The organism is Methanobrevibacter sp. 87.7, assembly GCF_002208625.1.
In the GTDB taxonomy this organism is placed as follows: Archaea; Methanobacteriota; Methanobacteria; order Methanobacteriales; family Methanobacteriaceae; genus Methanarmilla.
Map to the genome: position 1 here is coordinate 1 of NZ_MRCT01000169.1, position 3,523 is coordinate 3,523.

Here is a 3,523-nt window from a genome sequence, read left to right on the forward strand (position 1 = left end):
AAATAATATATAGTTTATTACTATTTTTATATAGATTTTAAATGATTTTTATTAAAATTTTTGTTCTAATTTTATAATTAGATATTTAACTATTTATTTTAATTTCAGGAGAAATTTAATGTTTGAAATAAAAGCTAAAGATAATAGAGGAAGAGTAGGTGTACTTAAAACTAAACATGGTAATGTTACAACTCCTGCTCTTATGCCAGTTATTCATCCTGGTAAACAGACTATTGATGTTAAAAAGTATGGAGCAGATATTGTTATTACTAATTCTTATATAATATTTAAAGATGAAGAATTAAAACAAAAAGCTCTTGAAGAAGGGGTTCATAAACTTATAAACTTTGATGGTCCTATTATGACTGATTCTGGTTCATTCCAATTATCTGTTTATGGGGATATTGATATTGGAAATAAAGAAGTTATTGATTTTCAGGAAAAAATAGGAACTGATATTGGTACTTCTTTAGATATTCCTACTGGGCCTTTTGTTAAAAGGGAAGATGCTGAAAGAGATTTAGAAATTACTATTAATCGTGCTAAAGAAGCAGTTGAATATAAAAAAGAAAATAATATTTCAATGCTTTTAAATTCTGTAGTTCAAGGTTCAACATTCCTTGATTTAAGAGAAAAATGTGCTGATGAACTTACTAAACTTGATGCAGATTTATATCCTATTGGTGCTGTTGTACCTTTAATGGAAATGTATAAGTATTCTGATTTAGTTGATGTTGTAATGCATAGTGTAAGTCATTTACCTGATAGTGTTCCAAGACATTTAATGGGTGCAGGACATCCTATGATTTTTGCTCTTTGTGCTGCTATGGGTTGTGATTTATTTGATTCTGCAGCTTATATTTTATATGCTGAAGATGATAGACTTTTATCTACAAGAGGAACTTATAGACTTGAAGATTTAAATGAAATGCCTTGTTCTTGTGAAGTATGTAGTAAATATACTCCAGATGAATTAAGAGCATTACCTAAAGAAGAAAGAGTAAAACTTATTGCTCAACATAATCTTAATGTTTCTTTTGCAGAACTTAGAACAGTTAGACAAGCTATTTATGATGGAACTTTAATGGAGCTTGTAGAAGAAAGATGTAGGGTTCATCCTGCATTACTTAATGCTTTAAGAGAACTTGGTAATTATACTGATGATCTTGAAGTTTATGATCCAAGAAGTAAAAAATCTGCATTTTTCTATACTGGACCTGAATCACTTAAAAGACCAGAAATTAAACGTCATTTAAATAAAATTAGGAAAATGCCTAAAAAATCAAATTTAATTCTTTTACCACCTACTAGAAAACCATATTCTAAAAATATTTCTGGTAAATTAGGTAGATTCTATGTTTATGATAAGGAAGAAGATATTGATTTAGATGATTGTGATTTTATGGTACTTGATGTACCATTTGGTTTAATACCTCTTGATATTGATGAAGTTTATCCTTTAAGCCAAAATGAATCACCTAAAATTAAAGATACAGATGCTATTAATTTTATTAAAGATTGTCTTAATGAATTTTCTAAATATTATAATAGTGTATTAATTCATCAAAGTCTTGCAAATCATTATGGTTTAGAATTTGATAAAATTCATCATCAATCTGATGATATTAGATATCATAAAGATGATATAAGAAAAATTAAAGCAATTGCTGATTATCAGTTTGGTGAAGGTGCTGGTGAAGCTTTATTTGATGGTAAAGTTAAGTTTGAAAAATCTAAAAAAACTGGTAAAATTAGGCATGTTTCTGTAAATGGTAAAATGGTAGCAAATATGCGTGCTTCTGATGCATTTTTAATTCTTACTAAAGAAGGTGCTAGAAGATTACATTCTGCTACTGAATATCCAAATAATAGAGTAGTTGTAAATGAGGATTCTGAACCATTTACTCGTGATGGTAAAAGTGTTTTCTGTCAATTTGTAGTTGAATGTGATGAGAATATTCGTGCAAATGATGAAGTTTTACTTGTAAATAAAGATGATGATTTATTAGGTATTGGGAAAGCTTTACTTAATCCAAATGAAATTAAAAGTTTTAATAAAGGTCAAGCTATTAAAACAAGAAAAGGTTTTAAGAATTAGTTAAGCTATATATTTTTAAATTTTTAATTTGTTTTTATATTTTTTAAATTTTAATGATATTTTAAAAAAATATTAAATAATAAAATAAGTAATATATTATTAATATATATTTATTCAAAAACTAATGGAAGGTTTATATAATGATTCCTGGAATGAATCCAAAACAAATGAAACAAATGCAAAGACAAATGAAAAAAATGGGAATGAAAATGGAAGATATTGATGATGTTGAAGAAGTTATCATAAAATGTGCTGATAAAGACATTATCATTTCCCCAGCTGAAGTTAATGCTATGAATATTATGGGAACTGAAACTTACCAAGTAACTGGTGAAGTAAGAGAAGTAGAAAAAGAAATTGAACTTGATATTACTGATGAAGATATTGAAATTGTTGCAAATCAAGGTAATGTTTCTAAAGAAGAAGCTGAAGCTGCATTAAAAGAAGCTAAAGGAGATTTAGCTGAAGCTATTCTTAAATTAAGTCAATAAATGATATTATGGTACTTATAGCACATATATCAGATTTACATGTAAGTAATAATGATTTTAATGAGGCAGTTTATTTAAAAGCTGTTGATGAAATCAATGCTCTTGATCCAGATATGATTATATTAACTGGGGATTTAACTAATAATGGTTATTATAATCAATTTTTAAGAGCTAAAGAATATTTACAAATGTTTAAAGCTCCTCTTTTTGCTATTCCTGGAAACCATGATGCAAAGAATTTAGGTTACCAAACTTTTGAAGAACTTATTGGTGAAAGTAGTTGGAAACTTACTAAAGATGATGAAAATCTTGTTGTTTTAGGTTTAGATAGTACTTCTCCTGATTTATCTGAAGGACATATTGGTAAATTACAACAAATTTGGATGGAAAATGAATTAAATAAGTGTATGGTTGAAAATAAGTTTTCTATTGTTGCAATGCACCATCATATTATATCTATTCCAAGAACTGGTAGAGAAAGAAATATTCTTTCTGATGCTGGAGATGTTCTTGAATCTATAATTAACCATGATGTTGATATTGTTATTGGTGGTCACAAACATGTACCTCATTTATGGAGAATGGATGGTACTTTATTTGTAAATGCAGGTAGTCTTTCTTCTTATAAATTAAGAGGTAAAGATGTTAATTCATACAATACAATTAAGATTACTGATAAAAATATTGAGATTTATTTAAATAAATTAGATGGAAATAAAATTCTTTTAGTTAATTTTAAACGTAAAGATTATGTAGATTTATAATATTTTTTCTACATTTTTTTATACTTTACTATTTTTTGGTTTTTTCTAGTTTTTTAATTTTTTTTTATGCTTTTTTTAGTTCTTTTAGTATTTTTTTAGTTTTTTCTAAATTTTTTATATAGGTTTTTTAGTATTTTTTATAAATTTTGTTAATTTTTTTATAATATTTT

General features: G+C 26.2%; 3 protein-coding genes. All 3 read left to right on the forward strand.

From position 1 onward, the window contains the following. The first annotated feature begins 118 nt into the window (after nt 1–118). The 3 genes from tgtA (at nt 119) to BGI41_RS07205 (ending at nt 3,353) form a co-directional block, all read left to right on the forward strand. Nucleotides 119–2,098, forward strand: a complete 1,980-nt coding sequence (gene tgtA / locus BGI41_RS07195) for a tRNA guanosine(15) transglycosylase TgtA (RefSeq protein WP_088539954.1) — start codon at nt 119–121, stop codon at nt 2,096–2,098. 140 nt (nt 2,099–2,238) lie between these two features. Continuing rightward, a complete protein-coding gene (locus BGI41_RS07200) occupies nt 2,239–2,589 on the forward strand; it encodes a nascent polypeptide-associated complex protein (RefSeq protein WP_088539956.1) in 351 nt (116 codons plus the stop codon). A gap of 8 nt (nt 2,590–2,597) precedes the next feature. Further along, complete coding sequence (locus tag BGI41_RS07205; RefSeq protein WP_088539958.1) at nt 2,598–3,353, forward strand: metallophosphoesterase; 756 nt, start codon at nt 2,598–2,600, stop codon at nt 3,351–3,353. Nucleotides 3,354–3,523: the final 170 nt, after the last annotated feature.

Coding starts and splice junctions, on each gene's coding strand:
- BGI41_RS07205 (WP_088539958.1), top strand. CDS start 2,598: ATGGTACTTATAGCACATATATCAGATTTACATGTAAGTAATAATGAT.
- BGI41_RS07200 (WP_088539956.1), top strand. CDS start 2,239: ATGATTCCTGGAATGAATCCAAAACAAATGAAACAAATGCAAAGACAA.
- tgtA (WP_088539954.1), top strand. CDS start 119: ATGTTTGAAATAAAAGCTAAAGATAATAGAGGAAGAGTAGGTGTACTT.